Source organism: Akkermansia sp. KLE1798 (assembly GCF_001580195.1).
Taxonomy (GTDB): Bacteria; Verrucomicrobiota; Verrucomicrobiia; order Verrucomicrobiales; family Akkermansiaceae; genus Akkermansia; species Akkermansia biwaensis.
In genome coordinates, this window is record NZ_KQ971082.1 from 164,683 (window position 1) to 181,671 (window position 16,989).

Here is a 16,989-nt window from a genome sequence, read left to right on the forward strand (position 1 = left end):
TCCGCCATTTGCCGCGGATAGTCACATCTCCACTGCAATGTTTCCCGTTTTCCGCGTTATTCCGTTAATCCTGGTTCAGTTCAAAAGTGACTTCCACGTCCCCGGAGCCAAGGGTCTTCGCAAGCCCGGCGGCATTGTCAACGCGCCCCAGCCGCGTATAGCTGTAGGATGTGGAAAAAGTTTTGTAGAAGAGAACCAGTCCCCCGGCGCCCCACAACATCAAATCCCCTTCACACACGGTTCCCGGGTTGGCAGCGGCAACGGGCAAGTGCCTGGAGAGGCGATAAAATTTTTCATTCCCGTTGACGTCCTCCATCTTGAGCGTCAAAGGCAGCAGTGCCCGGAACGCGGCCGCAGCCGCGTTATTTGAAAGGGTGGCCGTGAATGTTGAGGAGCCGACGGTTATTTTGATCATGTTGTTCATGGCGTTGTTTTTTTGCGAGTGATGACCGGCAGCCATATCTCCGTGGGAAGCATCGGCCCCGGAATGTCCAACGGCTCCGTCCGCATCGCATGAAGTCATGCAGAGCAAGACCGCCAAGGCAGGAGAGAAGATTATTGTTCCTGACGCTTTGCGGGAGAAGTGCATTTTTTCATATTCGTCACGATTTATTTTAAGAGTGGGAGCCATTTTCCGTAAGTCAGCATGCGCCATATCCATTCCAGGGGGCCGAACAGGCAATAATGCAACCAGATGCGGCTGAATGCCGCCTCAACGAGATAGACACCGGCCGCCACCAGCATGACGGCAACAAGACCGGTATCCGCACCAAAGCCGAAGCCGATGCCATAAAAAATAATCATGCCCAGCACGGACTGCCCGATGTAATTGGTCAGAGCCATTTGCCCCGGAGCCGCCAGTATTTTGAATATCCGGCATTCCCTGCGGTGAAGGTACCACAGGCTGACGGACGCCATATACGCCAGCCCCACAGGGAAAACGCCAAACGCGTACAGGGCCGAATGGACCGTCATCCCCCACGGATGGCCGTTCATGGAGCTCCACGCATAGAATACGGAGACGGGAAGTCCGATCGCGAAGCCGTACATGGATACTTTTTTCAAGAGCTTTTTGTTGCCTTCCAGATTGGCATACAAGCGGTTTCTGCCAATGTAGAATCCCAGCAGGAACAATCCCATCACCTTAAAGAAACGGTTGCCGTCAATGAATTCCTGCATTCTGACGAAGGCCCCCTGCACCAGGAATTTGAAAACGTCCGTGTAGCTGGCGGCATCCCTCAGCCAGAAGGCGAAGTTGTCTTCCGTAATGCCGTATTTTACACAAAAGTACTGCTGCATGTGGACGACTGGGGCGGACGGGTCCATGCCGGAGACGGCCCTCGCCGCATCCGCCGCGATGGGGACCAGCAGCAGGAAGGCGGAAGCAAGGAGCAGCCCCTTGTTGGATACATTCCGGAAGAGGGGCAGAAGCAGGCCCAGCAGGGCATAAAGCATCAGGATGTCACCGCTCCAGAGGAACATCAGGTGCAGGAAGCCGATGACCAGCAGGATTCCCATCCTCCGGTAGAAGATGCGGAAGCCGTCCGCATGCTTCCGCATGGCGTTGGAGATGATGATGGAAAATCCTATCCCGAAGAGGAGTGAAAACATCGTGTAGAATTTTCCGTCTATCAGGATGTACTGGATGTATCTGATGATCCTGTCGATTCCAGCCGTGGGCATTGCCGACACGGCGTCGCTTTTCAGAAAGGTATAGAGGGAGAATTCCGGGAAGTTGGCCAAACAGATTCCGAAGAGCGCCAGTCCCCTTAAAGCATCAAGGATGACATGGCGTTCTTTTGGACGGACCGGGTCAATGTGTTCTGAAGGATGGTTGTTCATGGATGTTTTTCAAGATTTGAGAAGATGAGAGAGGCTTTGAGGAACGATTCCTGAGGAAGATGAAGACGATGCCCGCCACGAGAAACAGGAGCGCCCCCAATACGGAATAACGCGTATTGAAGAAGGTAATGAACAATCCGCAAACGGCCGTTCCCACCGTCGTTCCAAGATTGGCGGACGCGAGAAACAGGCCATTGGCAAAGTCGGGAGCTTCCGGCGCGGCATCCGTGATGATGTATTGCATGTTGTTGCTGGCAATGCCCGCCAGAATTCCCAGAACAAAGATAATGACTACTACCGGGACAAGCCAGCCACCCAGCAGGAACAAGGACGCGTAAACCGCAAAGAGGACAAACGGGATAAGGGTTACACACCGCACGGCATTCATGGAAAGCAGCCTGCCCGCCAGGACGTTGCCGACGATATTGGCCAGTCCGTACACCAGCAATACCATGCCAATGAGTGTGTAGGATATTTCCGTTACCGTTCTCAGATAGTCCGACATGTAGCTGAAAAAGCCAAACATGGCCGCGTTGATCATTGTAACGGCCAGAATAGCCTGCCAGGTGACTGCCTTTTTCAGAACACCGAGCTGGGTTCCATAGGAAAGCCGCTCCCGGACGGGCAGAGAGGGAACAAAGAGCAGCGTAGCCACAAGCACCACGGCATTCACGGCGGCAAAGAACAGCATGGCCATGGAGAACGACGCCATACTTGCGATGAAGCTGGTGACCGGAACACCCAGGACCATTCCGGCCGATACGCCGATGAAAACCCTGGCAACAGCCTTGGGAGCTCCCGCCTTTCCTGCCGACGCCGCAGCCACCGTGAAGGCCATGGAAACGTAAACCGGGTGAAGGAAGGCGGGAATGGCCCGGGCTATCAATACGACTGTAAAACTGTCGGTAAATGCTGAAACGAGATTGCTCAGCGTGAAGGTTCCCAGGGTCAGCAGCATGACCGTCCTGCGGTTGACCCTGGAAAACAGCATCGGCATGACGGGAGCGGACAAGGCCACAATCAGCGCAAACAGGCCGACCGTCCACCCGGCGTCCGGCACACTGATCTGAAATGTCTCCGCTATCTGGGGAAGGATCCCCACGACTCCCATTTCCGTATTGATGATCCCGAATACGCCGGCAGTAAGGATAAAGACAAGCAGACCGCCCGCATTTCCCGCATGCTGGTTGTTTTCCCGTTTCATTGTTTAATCGTGTTCGGTCCCCTTTTCCGTTTTTATTCCGTGTACTGCCTTTCAGAGGTTCTCTTGCCGGCGGATGCCGGGTGCCATGCAGCCTGTCCGGATTCCGCCCCACGGGTTTCCACGGAACAGTCACCCGGCGCCTTGCAGTGGCTGTCCAGAATGATTTCCCCGTACCCGTCCGCCACAATGCGGCCGCTGCGCGGATTTTTGACGCTGCGGACAGTTCCGCTGATTTCCGCCTGCACGCTGGCGTCTTCAAAGGCCAGATCGGCATCTTCCGCCATAGAGCAGTTTTCCATGACCAGATCCGTGGCGTAGCACAGGGGCTGGGTTCCTGAAATCCGGCAATTGACCAGGCGCAGGTTCTTCGAGTGCCAGCCCAGATATTCGCCGTCCAGCACGGAATCATATACCGTTACGTTTTCCGTGTTCCAGAAGGCATCCTTGGAATGGATTTCCGCATTGCGTATTTCCACGTTTTTACAGTACTGGAAGGAATAGTTCCCCCGAAGCCGGAATTGATTGATCCGTATATCGGAACCGTGCATGAATATGTAGTCGCCCTTGTCCGCCGCCACCTGGTCCAGTTCCACATGGCTGCAATGCCAGAGGGTTTCCTGGGCATTGGGCAGCCGGACGCGCTCCAGCTTCAGCCCGTCCATGTCGCGGAACATTTTCGGGGCTTCAACAAGGGTGTCCACCATGCGCAAATTCCTGCAATACCAGATGGCGGCCCGGGCCCCTTCCCGGAAGATGCAATCCTTGAGAAGAAGGTCTTCATTGTGCCAGAAGGGGTATTTCCCCGTGAATTCACAATGAGCGGCTTCAATTCCGGAGCATTCCTTCAAGGCCGACTCTCCGGGGAGAATCGTCACATTGCGGAGTCTCAGGTTGCGAGTGGCAAAGAGGGGGCGTTCGCCTCCGTACGATGCGTTGCTGATGTATTCTTTTTTCATGATGATGTGTGTTGTTGAAAGTATCGTTAATGTCTGCCGGGGCAGGAGATTTTTTGAAAAGGACGCTTGTGATGCCCCTGTTCTTCAGGGTTTGTAATTTCTGCTGTTTGTATTCAGGGTTAAAGTTACAACAACTGTAATCAGGATGGACCGTTTTTTCGCGGTGGCATGAAAAATTGTTTCCGGCGGCAGGTTATTTGGTGCTGGCGAGAGGAAGTCCCGGCATGGGGTGTCAACAAAATGTGATTGTGACGATGCGGCAGGGAGAGGTTCGGGGAATGGGGGGAATAGGGAGTCATGGAATTCCTTTCCGGATGTAGCTGCCGGAAGGTTTTCTGATCAGGGAGATGCTGAAAAGGATGATGCAGAGCCCCATTATTTGAATCCAGCTTATCGCCTCACCGCCCAGCATCGTGCCCAGTACCACCGCCACAAGCGGGTTTGCGTAGGCATGGGTCCCTACTTCCGTTGCCGGGCGCACCTTGAGGAGCCAGATGTAGCTGGTGTAAGCGAGGATGGAACCGAACAGGATCAAATAGACCAGGGAAAGCCACGCAGCGGACGGAATCGCTTCCCAACTGACGGCAGCCGTTTCACGGCCCAGGAACGAACAGACCCAGAACATGCCGCCGGCAAAAAGCATTTGCCACGCCGCACCGGCAAAATCGTTCACCTTTTCTTCGGAAGACGATTTGTATTTTGCATACAGTGTTCCGAGAGCCCAGGAGATGCAGCCTACGACCAGGAGAACCACGCCATATTCGTGATGGACGTTTTTCTCTCCATGGAAGAGCTGTTCCAGAAACAGAAGCCCCACCCCCAGGAATCCCGTGACAATGCCTATGGAAACGGCAGGAAGCCTGAAATTTGTTTTCCACATGGGGATGTCCAGAACCATGATCCAGATGACGGTTGACGATGCAAGGATGGCCACCAGACTGCTGCTCAAGTATTGCTGTGCGAGCATGATGACCGCCATGTCAATGAAAAGCAGGATAATTCCACTGACGGCGGACTTCCGGATCAGGCCGCCCCGGAAGATGCCCTCCCCCCGGATGCGGCTGAAGGTCAGCAGCAGTATTCCCGCCGCACTGAAACGCAGGCCTCCCAGCAGGAAGGGTGGAAATCCCCTGAGGGCCACGCCAATGAAGTAGTAAGTGGACCCCCAAACGACGTAGATCAGAAAATACGCAAGAATAACAGCCAGGCGTCCCGGTTCTTTTTTTGTCGTGCTTTCCATCATTGTCGTCATGTTCCGGTGTCGATTTCCGCGGAGGACTTATCAGGAGAAAGCCATGCAGGTTTTCCCGTTTGTCCCTGTTTTGTTCGTGAACCGCCGGGAGCATCGCCGCGGGAAGGTCCGTGACCAATGCTCCCGGCCCGCTCTTTTAACGCGGGAGGATTATTTCAGGTGTTTAGTGAAGAAGTCCGTCAGCTTGTCGAACGGAATCAGGTTTACCCGGTCATAGAGGTCCACATGTCCGGCCTTAGGCACCCAGTACAGTTCCTTGGGTTCGGCAGCCCTCCGGTAGGCGTCTTCGCTGAATTCCCGTGAATGTGCCTCCTCGCCCGTGATGAACAGCAGGGCGCGGGGGGAGATGGTTTCAATGTCCGCAAACGGATGGAAGTTCATGAATTTTACGTTGCTGGTCAGTGTGGGATGCGTGGTCAGTTCCGGCGACTGGCCGCTGGGGGTGAATTCGCCTCTCGGAGTGCGGTAGAATTCATAGAATTCCCTTTCAATGGGGTGGGAATTTTCGTTGAGTTCATGCACTGTTCCGCTGGTGTATTTGGCTGCCCCGCCAGTGAATTCCACATAACGCTGTTCCGCCGCTTCCGCGAGAATCTTCTTCCTTTGTTCAAGAGTCTGCGATTTCCGGAGCCCGTTGCGGTTGGCCACACCCATGTCATACATGCTGACGGTGGCGACGGCTTTCAGCCGCGGGTCGATTTTGGCGGCGCTGATGGCAAAGCTTCCGCTGCCGCAAATCCCGATGGCCCCGATGCGGCCGCGGTCGACAAACGGGCGCGTGCCCAAAAAGTCCACGGCCGCGCTGAAAGCTTCGGCATACATGTCCGGAGAAACGGCGTTGCGGGGTTCTCCCGCACTTTCACCCCAGAAGGGGAGATCAATGGCCAGCGTCACGAATCCCCGTTCAGCCATTTTCGCGGCGTACAGGTTCGCACTCTGTTCCTTGACGGCGCCCATGGGATGCCCCACGACGATGGCGGGGTATTTCGCATCCTTGTCCATGTCTCCGGGCAGGAACAGGTTTCCCGCCACCTTCATTTTATACTGGTTGTTGAATTCAACTTTCTGCGAGGCGACCTTGCCGCTCTTGTAGAAATTGTCCGCGTCCGCGGGCTTGTCCTCCGCACAGGAGATGCCGCCGGACATGACGAGCGCGCCCAGGGCCGTTGCCGTGAGTTTTTTTACCTTGCGGTTGATGATGGATTTCGAGTTCATTGCCTGTTTCTTTCTGTTTGCTTGATTGAGGTTTTTTCATGGGGCGCATGAAGGGTTTCCGGCATGTTTCAGCGCAGCTTCCTTGCCCCAGGCCGCCGGGGGATGGCGGGAAACGGGCTGTGCCTCGCCTCTTCCACCTTTTCCCTTTACGGTCCTGTCCGGTCTTCCAACCGGATAATGGCAATATAACAGAATATCCGGAAATCAGTTAGCCCGATACTTTTGCATTATTGCCCAATCCTGCAAAATGGAGATGAATGGGATTGCTCCCGGCCATTCCTTGAATACAATGGGGACATCATGAAATGGACGAATGAAATGAAGAAGGGGTTTTCCGAAGTTCCTTCCTTCCCCGCCGCACATGAACCGTTACGGCTTGCCGGTATGATTGCCAAATGGACGGAAGGGAAGCACCGGACAGAGACAGCTATTCCCGGACTGGTGCTTCACCGCTGGTCGTCCCCCACGGAACCGAACAGCTACATGTTCGCCCCCCATCTTTGCCTGATCGCACAAGGGGTCAAGCGCATCCTGCTGGGGGATGAGGCCTATGTCTATGACGCGCAAACGTTCGTGGTTTCTTCCGTGGAGCTCCCGATCGTTTCCCACATCCTGGAAGCCACTCCGGAAAAGCCCTACCTGGGGTTGACGCTGGAACTCGATTTGAAGGAGATATCCCGGCTCATGCTCCACGGCAGCCTCCCCCCGGCCAGTTCCAGCCCGACGGACCGGGGAATAGGCGTCAGCAAGCTGACGCCGCCCCTGCTCAACGCCGTGGAACGCCTGCTGGCATTGCTGGATACTCCGGAGGAAATTCCCGTTTTCCAGCGCCTGGTGGAACAGGAAATTTACTACCGCCTGCTGATGGATGAAGGCCAGGGAACCCGGTTGAGGCAGATCATCATGGCGGAGAGCCGCAGCAACCAGATCGCGCGCGCCATTGACTGGATGAAGCAGCATTTCGACCAGCCCCTGCATATCAGCGAACTGGCGAAACACGCAGGAATGAGCCCTTCCGGCTTCCACCAGCATTTCCGCGCCCTGACAGCCATCAGCCCGTTACAATTTCAAAAGAGAATCCGCCTGAATGAGGCCAGACGCCTCATGCTTCTGGAAAACATGGATGCGGGGAATGCCGCCTTCCGCGTGGGCTATGAAAGCCCTACCCAATTCAACCGGGAATACAAGCGCATGTTCGGAAATCCGCCCCGCACGGATATTAAAATGCTGCAATCCGCGCAAGTTTGACGGGAATCAAGGAGGGCCTGCCCCAACGGCAGCTCCCAGACAAAAAAGGGGCCGCCTTCCCGGTTGAGTACCTGGGAGAGACGGCCCCTATGATTACAGGCTCAATGGAGAACCGTTATTCTGTGATGCCGGCGGCTTCGGCTTCGGCAGCCTTGGCGTCACGCAGAGCGGCACGGATGGACATTTTTACGCGGCCCTTGTCGTCGATGCCGATGCACTTGGCAGTCACCACGTCTCCCACGCTGACGACGTCTTCCGTCTTCACCGTGCGGCCTTCGGCCAGTTCGGAGATGTGAATGAGGCCGTCCTTGCCGGGCAGCACTTCCATGAACGCCCCGAAGGTAGTCGTGGAAACGATCTTGCCGGTGTACAACTCACCGATTTCAATGGTCTTGAACATGCGGGTAACCAGTTCCATGGCGCGGTCCAGGCCTTCCTGCTTGGAGGCATAGATGTGCACGGTGCCGTCTTCCTCAATGTTGATGTCGGCGCCGGATTCCGCCTGGATGGCCTTGATGTTCTTGCCGCCGGGGCCAATCAGTTCGCCGATGCGGTCGGCGGGAATCTTGGTGGATTCAATGCGGGGAGCGTTCGGGCTCATTTCCGCCGGGGCGGCAATGGCTTCATGCATCACGTTCAGCACGTCGGAACGGCCCTTTTTGGCCACATAGATGGCTTCTTCCAGAATGTCCAGCGGGATGCCGGGAAGCTTGAGGTCCAGCTGGTAGCCGGTGACGCCCGCGTCCGTGCCGCAAAGCTTGAAGTCCATGTCGCCGTAGAAGTCTTCGGAACCGATGATGTCCAGAAGAGTCACGTAGCGTTCCATCTGGTCGCCATTGAATTCGGTCACCAGGCCCACGGAGATGCCGGCTACCGGACGGATCAGCGGAACCCCGGCGGCCAGCAGGGACATGGTGCCCGCGCAGACGGTGGCCATGGACGTGGAGCCGTTGGATTCCATGACTTCCGAGGAAACGCGGATGGCATAGGGGAAATCCGCATCCGCCGGAATGACGGGAGCGATGGAACGTTCCGCAAGGGCGCCGTGGCCAATTTCACGGCGGTTCTGGCCGCCGAAACGGCCCGTATCGCCCACGGAGAAGGGCGGGAAGTTGTAGTGCAGAATGAAGCGCTTGGTGTCTTCACCGCCGGTGTAGGAGTCAAAGTACTGTCTTTCTTCCAGCGGAGCCAGCGTGGCAAGGGCCATGGCCATGGTTTCACCGCGGGCGAAGAGGGCGGAACCGTGAACGACGGAAGGCAGGCAGTTGATTTCCGCCGTCAGGGGACGCAGCTGCTTGAGTTCACGGCCGTCGGCACGCTTGTTCTTTTCCATGATGGAAATGCGGAAGGCCTTTTTCTGGATGTATTCAAACACCTGCTCCACATCAAAGTCCGTGGCTTCCGGGTGGCGTTCCTTGATGGCGGCTTCCACTTCGTCGCGCAGGGCGCCCACCTTTTTCTGGCGTTCCACCTTGCTGTCGGCGTAGATGGCGTCTTCAATGCGGTCTCCGGCAATTTCATAGCCGATTTCCAGCAGTTCCGGCTTGGCGACGATCAGTTCATAGGAGCGCTTGGGCTTGCCGGCCACGCGGGCCAGTTCTTCCTGCGCTTCGCAAAGCTTGGTAACGTTTTCCTGGGCAAAGCGGAGGGCCTGCACGAATTCTTCTTCCGGCAGCTCATTCGCGGAGCCTTCAATCATGATCACGTCCTTCTTATTACCCACGTACACCAGGTCCAAGGTGCTTTCCTTGCGCTGGGTATTGGTGGGGTTGATGACGAACTGGCCGTCGATTTTACCGACGCGCACGGCGCCCACGGGGCCCTGGAAAGGAATGTCGGACACGCAGAGGGCGGCGGAAGCGCCGTTGATGCTGAGAATGTCGGAATCGTTTTCACCGTCCGCGGAGAGCAGGATGGCGATCACCTGGGTATCGTAAAGATAGCCTTTGGGGAAAAGGGGGCGCAGCGGACGGTCCGTCATGCGGCAGGTCAGGATTTCCTTTTCCGTGGGACGGCCTTCGCGCTTGAAGTAGCCGCCGGGGAACATGCCCGCCGCAGCGGCTTTTTCCTTGTATTCCACGGACAGGGGGAAGAAGGTCTGGCCTTCCTTCACCTTGGTGGCGCTGACAGCCGTGACCAGAACCACGGTGTCTCCGCAACGCACTGTCACGGCGCCGTCCGCAAGACGTGCCATTTTACCGGTTTCAATCGTAACGGGATTTGTACCAACGTTGCATTCAACTGAATGTATGCTCATTATATTATTGTCTTTCAATCACCCGCAGCCTCATCTGCTCATCCAGGCCGGCTCCGGGCGGAAAACCTGAATGACGTTAGGTACGGGCAGTGCCTCAGGAAGAACTTATTCGCGGCCCTCGCTTCCCGGAATGGAAAAAGGACTCGCGCGGCAGGACGCACATCCCATGCGGATCAAGCGTTCCATGCCAGTCTTACCGGCCTGACAGCCCGTGAAAATCCGAAAATTTCTCAAGGCATGCCCGATGAAAAACGAGCGGGAACACAGTCCCCGAACGTCGGATGCCAGCATAGTCCCTGTCAAGGATAATGCAAGCAAATAGTTCGATAACGCGCCTTTCCGCAGTTTTCCCTCATGCGGAATCCGGCCTCCTTTGCCACCCGCCGCCCAGAGCCTTGCAGAATTTGACAATGGCATTCAAACGCATTTGCGCCGCGTCCGCCATGTCCAGCTCCCCGCTCAGCAGGTTCCGGTGCGTGTCCAGGGCGTCCATCAGCCCCAGGTACCCGGCTTCATATTGTTTGGAGGCAATGTCCCAGCTCCGGCGCAGGCAGGTTACCTCGTCCCGGGAAGCCTCGTAGGCTTCCGCGCTTTTCCGGCGCTCCACCAGGGCATTCCGTATTTCCCGGAAGGCGTTCAGCACGGCCTGTTCATAGGCGGCCTGCACAGCCGTGCATTCGGCGGAGGCGGCCCGCACCGCGGCGCGCTTTCTGCCTCCGTCAAACAAGGTTTGCAAGATGCCCGCGCCCATATCGTAGTTCCTGGACGGGCGCGACAGCAGGTCTTCCAGTCGGGTGCTGACCTGCCCCAGCCTGCCCGTCAGCACCAGGGAGGGGAGCCTGTCCGCACGCGCCGCCGCCTTTCCGTAAAAGGCCGCTTTCAACCGGGCTTCCAGTTCACAGATGTCCGGACGCCGTTCGATCATATCCCCCGGTATTCCTGCCGGAATGGAAGGAGGGGACGCCAGCAGATCCTCCCGGCCCCCGGTAAGGCGTCTTCCCGCCATGATCTGCCGGGGGCTGTCCCCCACCAGCACGGCCAGAGCGCTTTCCGCGCGGGACAGCTCGTTTTCCGCCAGCTTCAGCTGGGCCAGGGTTTTGGCCCGCTCCGCCTGAACGCGCCGCAAGGCAAGTTCCGGATACTGTCCCTGAACAAACCGCTTTTCATACATGGAGCACGTCTGTTCGTAGGAGGCGTGGACATGCCGGATGATGAGGCATTTTTCCTCCCACGTCCGAACATTGATGTAGGCGGAGGCCACTTCCGCGGTGAGTCTCAGATAAACGGCATCCCGCGCCGCGGCGGAGGCCAGCAGGTCCGCACGGGCCTCTTCCGTGAGGGCTCTCAGCCTTCCCCACAGGTCAACTTCGTAGGAGAGCACCCCGGACATGCCCCACAGATCCCTGGCGCGGTCCGGCAAATTGTTCATGTAGCGCTCACCCTCCGACAGTTCCTGCCTTTTCCCCTCCGCCTGAAATCCGGCCTGCGGCATCAGGGAGGCCCCCGCCTCCGCCGCCATGGCCGCGGCACGGTCCACCAGCGCGGAAGCACGCACAAGATCGCGGTTGTGTTCCACGGCTTTTTCCTCCAGCCGGTTCAGGGCTCCGTCGTGGAAGACAAACCACCAGTTTTTTCCCACGGGGGAAGACCGGGCCGTTCCGTCCGGAATGTCCATCGCGGGCCTTTCAAATGCAGCCGGGCCGCCGCATGCCGCCAGCAGAAGGGCCGCGGCCGCCGATACGGAAACAAGGGAGACCAGAGTATTCATGAAGCTGTGTTTCGTTCCTTTCCGGATTTCAGGCAAAGCAGCGCAAAGAGGACTCCGGCGGCCCCCACGATTACGGTGCAAAGATAAAAGGCATCCACGGAAAATACCTGGCTCTGCAAGGCTACGGCATGGTTCAGCATGGCGTTCACGGAGGCATGGATGTCCGCCGCCGTCCCTCCCGTTTCCGAGAAATGCCGCTGCCACATGTCGAGCGTCTGCACCGTGCCGGGAGAGTCGTCCCGGACCTGTTCCGCCATGTCGAAGCGGTACCCCGTCTTCATGTGGGCCAGCACGGTGCTCACGCTGCCGACATACATGGAAATGAAGACGTAGCGCACCGTGTTCAGCGTCCGGGAGGAAGCCGCGGCGGATTTAGCCTCCACTCCCCGCAGCGCGAGCGGCGTGGCTACATTCAGGCAGAAGGCGTACCCGACACCGAAAAGGCCCAGGGGCCACGCCACGTCCAGCCAGGAGCAGCCGGCGTCCAGCCGGGACAGAAAGAAGGCGGAGGAACCCAGCCCCAGCAGTCCCGCCATCATGCCCACCCTCAGGGCCAACCTGCCTTTCTGCATCAGCGGCAGAACGATGGCCGCACCGGCACAGAACCCCGCTACCAGCACCAGGAACACCCATGCGATTCCCGCGGGCTCGTAGTTCATGACGTTGCGCATGAACTGCACCGTTCCCACGCGCACCCAGCAAATGCAGAAGATGTTGCACAGGGAGGCCAGCAGCCCGAACAGAAACCGCCAGTTTCCCAGCACGCGGACGTCCAGCAGGGGCGTCCGGTGGGTCATGCAGGAGATGGCGGCCAGCACGAAGGCGCAGAATCCGCCGTACATCCAGCACAGGACTCCGGGAGCCGTCCAGCCGTCCGTTTCCCCGTAAATGAGCACCATCAGGATGCACACACACCCCGCCGCCAGCGCCAGGAAGGAGAACCAGTCAAATTTTCCGTTTTTGGGAATCTTCGTGTTGGGGACATACAAGGTCGTCAAAACCGCCAGCAGGGCGGCCGCCACGCCCACGATCACAAACAGCCCCTTCCAGTGCCAGTACTGGACCAGCAGGCATCCAGCCACCGGGCTTGCACAGGAAGCCAGCCCGATGGAACACAGTTTCGCTCCCATCGCCGGGCTGCGGCGCTCCGGCGGCAGCGCGGCATTGACCAGGCCCGTGCCGTAAACCAGGGCCAGGCCGCCTCCCGTCCCCTGAAGGAAACGGGCCAGAACCATGATGAAGAAATGGTCCGCCGCCAGTCCAGCCAGCGTCCCGGCCAGCATCAGGAGCAGTGCCGTCCGCAGCGATCTTCTCAATCCAAGGCGCGCCCACAAGTACGCCGCCACGGTGAAGGACAGGGCCGTTCCCAGCGGACACGCCGCCCCGGACCAGGAAACGTCCAGGGTACCCACGACAAAGGTGCCGGAGAGGTCGGGCGTGGCAGCCGTGATGCACCCCATGTTCAGGAACGTGAGCATGGTGCAGGCACAGGCCATCCCCAGCAGCAGCCACCGCCGCGCTCCGGACATTTCCTTTTCATCCGCATTTCCGCCCATAACGCCCCTGATCAGAAACCGATGGAAACCGTGCCCTGCATGCCGGGCCGGAATACCACGCCGTCCCCGCTTTCCGGCAGGCTTACCTTGATAGGGAAGCGCTGCATGACCTTGGTGAAGTAACCGCTGACGTTTTCCGTGGAGATGAGGGAGAACATGGCGCAGGAGGCCGCGCCTATTTCATACACCTTTCCGTAAAACACCCGGCCGTCATAGCCGTCCAGCGTGAACCGCACTTCCTGCCCCGTCCTGATACGGCCTATTTTCGTCTCCTCCACCCGGACATTGAGCCAGATGTCATGGCTGTCCACGATGGAGAAGAGTTTCTGCCCTGCACTGACCATTTCCCCGCCGTTCACCAGCTTGCGGGCAATGATTCCGTCCACGGGGGATTTGATCACGCATTCCTCGCACAGCACTTCCAGTTCATCCTGCTCCGCCCTGGCCGCCTCCAGCTGGGCCTGGGCCGACCTTTTTTCCTCTTCGCGGTAGCCTTCCAGGCGCAGGGCCAGATTTTCCCGTTCCGCCTTTTCCACGGCCTGGGCCGCCAGGTAGGAGGCCCGGACGGCGTCGCGGTCAGCGGAGCTGATACCCGCTTGGTCGCGCACCAGTTTTTCAATGCGCTCGTAATCACGCCGTGCGTGTTCGAGATTAGCGGCCGCCTGGGCGGTTTTGGCCCGCTGGGATTCGATTTCCTGAGGGCGGAATCCCGCCAGCATTTCATCATACCTGGCCTGCATGAGCTTGACTCTGGAACGCGCGGCCAGCAGGCGCGCCTGAACGGCCCGGCCGTCCAGATGGGCGAGCGTCTGTCCCTTCTTCACCGTGTCTCCTTCCTCCACATCCACGGCAACCACCCGTTCCGCCAGCTTGGTGCCCACGGACACGATGCTCGCCTCCACGCGGCAGTCGTCCGTACTCATGGAACGGCTTTCCCGGATATGCCAGACTCCCCAGATGATGCCGCCCGCAGCCGCCAGAGCCATGCTTCCCAGGGAAACGGCCTTCAGATGCTTGCTCATGCAGTGACGGAATTGCCGGTTTGAGAGAATCCCTGGATGAACAGGTCTATGGTCAGCTTCATGGAAGCCACCTTGTCCCCCCACGATTTGCCGTCGTCATTCAGGCAGTACATGAGCATGTACCCGTGCAGCGTGTTGACGAAGGCTCGCACCATGAGGCGCACATCCCCCGCCCTGACCTTCCCCTTTTCCTGCATGGCGGTCATGTAGTCGCACAGGAAGGCGTGAAGCTCCCGCGGATCGCGCAGAAAGTCCTCCCCGTTCGTGTCCACGGAATCCAGGGCGCTCAGATAGGCACGGAACGCGTTCCTCTTGGCCTTCGTTTCCTGAAAGTAGAGCCGCGCCGCCAGTTTTAGGTCATGCTCCAGATTCCAGGTCCTGCCGTTTTCAAATTCCCTTTTCAGTTCGCTGGCGTACGCCCTGTACCGGATGATTTCATCCAGCAGGGATTTTTTCGTCGCAAAGTAGCGGAATACGGTTTTTTCACAAATGCCTGCCTTTTTCCCGACCTCCTGCACGCTGACCCGGTGAAATCCCCGCTCGCTCATCAATTCAATGGCCGCCTCCACAATCCTCCGCAGCGTATTTTGCTGGATTCTTGTCATCTGTTCCATAGATGTCTGTCAGGCTAACAGACATTTTCAGCCAGTCAAGCCTTCCTTCCCATCCTGGCGGAGGCAGGAAAACCCGTACACCGGGCCACAAAAAACGGCCGCCGCGAAAAACGCAACGGCCGTATCAAACGGGAATATGCTCCTCCGCTTAGCGGCGCAGTCCAAGACGCTGAATCAGGCTCTGATACTGGGCCAGATCTTCACGCTTGACGTAGTCAAGAAGCTTGCGGCGCAGAGCCACCATTTTCAGCAGCCCGCGGCGGGAGGAAACGTCGTGCTTGTTTTCTCCCAGGTGGGCGGTCAGGTGGGCGATGCGCTTGGTCAGAAGGGCGATCTGGAAGCTGGAGCTACCGGAGTCCTTTTCGTGCATCTTGAATTCCTGCAGATTGATTTCGTTACTCATGAGTGTTTTTCTTGAATGTGTTTAGCTCGTGGCAGCGGCTAATCGACACTGTGAGGGCGTCAACTATGCACGATCGCCCTTTAAAGGCAATTCAAATTTCACGGCATCCGGGAATTTGTCTCCGCCCTGCCGTCCACGCGCCTGTTTCCGGCATAAAATTCGCGGTCTCTTTCCGCAATGGGCCGCAGAACGCGGCAGGGATTGCCCGCGGCCACCACGCCGGGGGGAATGTCCCGGGTCACCACGCTTCCGGCTCCTATCACGGAGTTCCTGCCGATGCGCACACCGGGAGCCACCGCCACGTGGCCGCCTATCCAGACGCCGTCTTCAATGACGATCGGCAGTGCGAATTCCAGGCATTCCTGCCTGAGGCCGGGGTCCACGGGATGACCCGCGGTATAAATGCCTACATTCGGGCCTATCAGCACGTCGTTTCCAATTTCCACCCGGGCGCAATCCAGAATAACCAGATTGAAATTGGCGTAAACGCGGTCCCCCAGGCTGATGTTGGAACCGTAGTCGCACCTGAACGGGGGCTCCAGATAGCACCCCTCCCCAACGCTTCCCAGGAGCTCGCGGGCCGTTTCCCGGCGCAATTCATCATCCTCCGGGTCCGCACCGTTATAACGGGCCGTCAGCCTGCGGGCCCTGAGGCGCCGCGCGGCCAGTTCCGGATCGCGGGCGTCGTACAGACGCCCGGAGAGCATGTTATTCAGTTGGTGGGAGTCCATGGCCGGGAGAAGGGGATGCCGCCTCCGCTGGAGAAAAGGAAGGGAGGGAGGATTCCGCCACGGGCGAAGCGCCCGAGGACGCTGAGGCCTCTTCATTTTTTCCTGCGGATTGTTCCGACTTTAAAGGAACTTCCAGTCCGGGGGAAGAAGAATTCCCGCCAGACCCGGCTACCCCGGTTACTCCCGACTTGTCCGGAGAGGGCCTGTGCACCGTTTTGAAGTGGGAATCCGGTTTCTTCTGCAGGTCATGAACGTTCCAGCTGCCGTATTTGACAATGACGCGCGTCCCCACCGGGGCGACCTCAAAGAGATTTGCGGCAATCAGATGGGGAATGCGTATGCACCCGTGCGAGGAAGGATGGCCGGGCAGATACCCTTCATGAATGCCTACCGCCCCGTTCACCCTCATGAAGTAGGGCATTTTGGCCGGCTCAAACCTTTCGCCCGCCCTCGGGGATTCCTTTCTGATGTCGCCGTCCCGCTGGCTTCCGTCACTTGATACAAAGGTCCCGTAATAGGAATGATGGTCCCTGTCCTTGGAGGAGATGCGGAAATAGCCGTCCGGCGTCATGCCGTGGCTTTTTCCGGAGCTGATGGGAGCATAAGCTATGCGGTGCGTGCCGCGGTAAACGTACATCATCTGCTTTTTCTTGTCCACCACGATCAGAAGCTTTCCGGGCAGGGAAGGATCATCCTCCCACTTGAGCAGATGGCCGGGGATGGTTCCCTTCCCCTCAAAATACCCGGTCAGTTCCTCCACGGGTGTGGAGGAAGCCGGAGGAAGAGAGGCATTCCACCCGCCAGTACCGCAGGAGGTTACCAGAACCGGAATACAGAACAACAGGGCAGGCAGGGAAAAACGGGGCAATTTCATTATTTCGTGCGGCAGCATCACTCCGTTAGACAACGGAACGCCGGAAA

15 protein-coding genes are annotated in these 16,989 nt (G+C 58.1%); 1 reads left to right on the top strand and 14 read right to left on the bottom strand.

All coding sequences use genetic code 11. The features are described 5' to 3' along the window. Positions 1 to 64: 64 nt before the first annotated feature. The 6 genes from HMPREF3039_RS07365 to HMPREF3039_RS07390 form a co-directional block, all read right to left on the bottom strand. Entirely contained in the window at positions 65 to 424 is a 360-nt protein-coding gene (locus tag HMPREF3039_RS07365) for a cyclophilin-like fold protein (RefSeq protein ID WP_147549833.1), read from the bottom strand. 185 nt (positions 425 to 609) lie between these two features. Further along, positions 610 to 1,842, bottom strand: coding sequence for a DUF418 domain-containing protein (locus HMPREF3039_RS07370; RefSeq protein ID WP_067573845.1), 1,233 nt, complete (start codon positions 1,840 to 1,842; stop codon positions 610 to 612). Further along, positions 1,814 to 3,046, bottom strand: coding sequence for an MFS transporter (locus HMPREF3039_RS07375; RefSeq protein WP_067573847.1), 1,233 nt, complete (start codon positions 3,044 to 3,046; stop codon positions 1,814 to 1,816). The genes HMPREF3039_RS07370 and HMPREF3039_RS07375 overlap by 29 nt, the downstream gene beginning before the upstream one ends. A 32-nt stretch (positions 3,047 to 3,078) precedes the next feature. Beyond that, positions 3,079 to 4,002 carry a DUF3737 family protein gene (locus HMPREF3039_RS07380; protein ID WP_067573849.1) on the bottom strand — a complete coding sequence of 308 codons (924 nt, stop codon included), beginning with the start codon at positions 4,000 to 4,002 and terminating at the stop codon, positions 3,079 to 3,081. Positions 4,003 to 4,297: 295 nt separating this feature from the next. Further along, on the bottom strand, positions 4,298 to 5,254 hold the full coding sequence (locus HMPREF3039_RS07385) for an EamA family transporter (RefSeq protein WP_231863875.1): 957 nt from the start codon (positions 5,252 to 5,254) through the stop codon (positions 4,298 to 4,300). Positions 5,255 to 5,404: 150 nt separating this feature from the next. Beyond that, entirely contained in the window at positions 5,405 to 6,400 is a 996-nt protein-coding gene (locus tag HMPREF3039_RS07390) for an alpha/beta hydrolase (protein ID WP_343124312.1), read from the bottom strand. A 453-nt stretch (positions 6,401 to 6,853) separates the two neighbouring features. Between HMPREF3039_RS07390 and HMPREF3039_RS07395 the strand changes: the two genes are divergently transcribed. Then, the gene (locus tag HMPREF3039_RS07395) at positions 6,854 to 7,717 is read left to right on the top strand and encodes an AraC family transcriptional regulator (protein ID WP_067574089.1); all 864 of its coding nucleotides are present in this window, start codon (positions 6,854 to 6,856) and stop codon (positions 7,715 to 7,717) included. 115 nt (positions 7,718 to 7,832) lie between these two features. Here the strand turns inward: HMPREF3039_RS07395 and HMPREF3039_RS07400 are convergent, their stop codons facing one another. From HMPREF3039_RS07400 to HMPREF3039_RS07435, 8 genes are all read right to left on the bottom strand, one after another. Further along, positions 7,833 to 9,974, bottom strand: a complete 2,142-nt coding sequence (locus tag HMPREF3039_RS07400) for a polyribonucleotide nucleotidyltransferase (RefSeq protein ID WP_067573851.1) — start codon at positions 9,972 to 9,974, stop codon at positions 7,833 to 7,835. 352 nt (positions 9,975 to 10,326) lie between these two features. Further along, positions 10,327 to 11,742, bottom strand: a complete 1,416-nt coding sequence (locus tag HMPREF3039_RS07405) for an efflux transporter outer membrane subunit (RefSeq protein WP_067573857.1) — start codon at positions 11,740 to 11,742, stop codon at positions 10,327 to 10,329. Continuing rightward, positions 11,739 to 13,298 (bottom strand): MFS transporter, encoded by a 1,560-nt coding sequence (locus tag HMPREF3039_RS07410; protein ID WP_067573859.1) that lies wholly within the window; start codon positions 13,296 to 13,298, stop codon positions 11,739 to 11,741. Before HMPREF3039_RS07410 ends, HMPREF3039_RS07405 begins: the two co-directional genes overlap by 4 nt. 11 nt (positions 13,299 to 13,309) lie before the next feature. Continuing rightward, positions 13,310 to 14,320 (bottom strand): HlyD family secretion protein, encoded by a 1,011-nt coding sequence (locus HMPREF3039_RS07415; protein ID WP_067573863.1) that lies wholly within the window; start codon positions 14,318 to 14,320, stop codon positions 13,310 to 13,312. Then, positions 14,317 to 14,934, bottom strand: coding sequence for a TetR/AcrR family transcriptional regulator (locus HMPREF3039_RS07420; RefSeq protein ID WP_067573865.1), 618 nt, complete (start codon positions 14,932 to 14,934; stop codon positions 14,317 to 14,319). Before HMPREF3039_RS07420 ends, HMPREF3039_RS07415 begins: the two co-directional genes overlap by 4 nt. Before the next feature lie 148 nt (positions 14,935 to 15,082). Then, positions 15,083 to 15,337 (bottom strand): 30S ribosomal protein S15, encoded by a 255-nt coding sequence (gene rpsO, locus HMPREF3039_RS07425; protein ID WP_067573867.1) that lies wholly within the window; start codon positions 15,335 to 15,337, stop codon positions 15,083 to 15,085. A gap of 98 nt (positions 15,338 to 15,435) precedes the next feature. Next, positions 15,436 to 16,068, bottom strand: a complete 633-nt coding sequence (locus HMPREF3039_RS07430; RefSeq protein ID WP_067573869.1) for a sugar O-acetyltransferase — start codon at positions 16,066 to 16,068, stop codon at positions 15,436 to 15,438. Next, complete coding sequence (locus HMPREF3039_RS07435; protein ID WP_167506764.1) at positions 16,046 to 16,942, bottom strand: L,D-transpeptidase family protein; 897 nt, start codon at positions 16,940 to 16,942, stop codon at positions 16,046 to 16,048. The genes HMPREF3039_RS07430 and HMPREF3039_RS07435 overlap by 23 nt, the downstream gene beginning before the upstream one ends. Positions 16,943 to 16,989: the final 47 nt, after the last annotated feature.